Genomic DNA, 732 nt, shown 5'->3' on the forward strand with positions numbered 1-732 from the left:
AACAGTCCGCCACCCGGGCCGGTAAAGGCGGCGGCATGCTCGCCGGCGCCGGCGTCGCAGGCCACTTCGTCCTGCTCTTCCTGTCCCTGGCCCTGATGTTCGGCCTCGGCGCCCTCATGCCCCTGGGCTGGGCCGCCGTGATCGTCGCCCTCATCTGGGCCATCGCAGCCGCCATCCTGGCCAGCATCGGCCGGAAGAACCTCAAAGAAATCAAGGGCCTGCCCCAAACCGGCGAAACACTCGCCGAAATCCCCCCGACCCTCAAACCAGGTGAGGTAAACCGATGAGCGAAAACCCGGACGCAATCCGAGCAGATATCGAAGCCACCCGCGCACGCCTCGGCACCAACGTCGACGCCGTCGCGGACAAGGTCACTCCGTCCAACATCGTCCACCGCCAAACCGACAAACTCAAAGACGCCGCCACCGGCGTCAAGGAGAAAATCATGGGAGCAGCAGACCACACCGGCACCAGGGTTCAGGATGCCGCGCACTCCGGGGCCGGGCACACCACCAACGCCCTGAACAGCACCGGCGACACCCTCCACGACGCCAAAGACAACGTCGCCGCAACCCTCTCCGACGCCGGCCACACCGTCGCCGCAGCACCGGACCGGGTCAAAGCCAAAACGCAGGGCAACCCCCTCGCCGCCGGCCTCATCGCCTTCGGCGCAGGCATGCTGATCTCCTCGCTGATCCCCGCAAGTGAGAAGGAACGCCAGGCAGCAGACCA

2 protein-coding genes are annotated in these 732 nt (G+C 66.4%); both read left to right on the plus strand.

Annotation, left to right across the window (positions count from 1 at the left end; genetic code table 11):
• Positions 1-287 (plus strand): phage holin family protein (locus AC1DBN_RS21400; RefSeq protein ID WP_477724190.1); only part of this gene is annotated, 287 nt, incomplete at its 5' end.
• On the plus strand, positions 284-732 hold a 449-nt coding region (locus AC1DBN_RS21405), incomplete at its 3' end, for a DUF3618 domain-containing protein (RefSeq protein WP_477724191.1). The genes AC1DBN_RS21400 and AC1DBN_RS21405, both read left to right, overlap by 4 nt.

The sequence above is a fragment of the Pseudarthrobacter sp. 10T415 genome, from assembly GCF_056394175.1.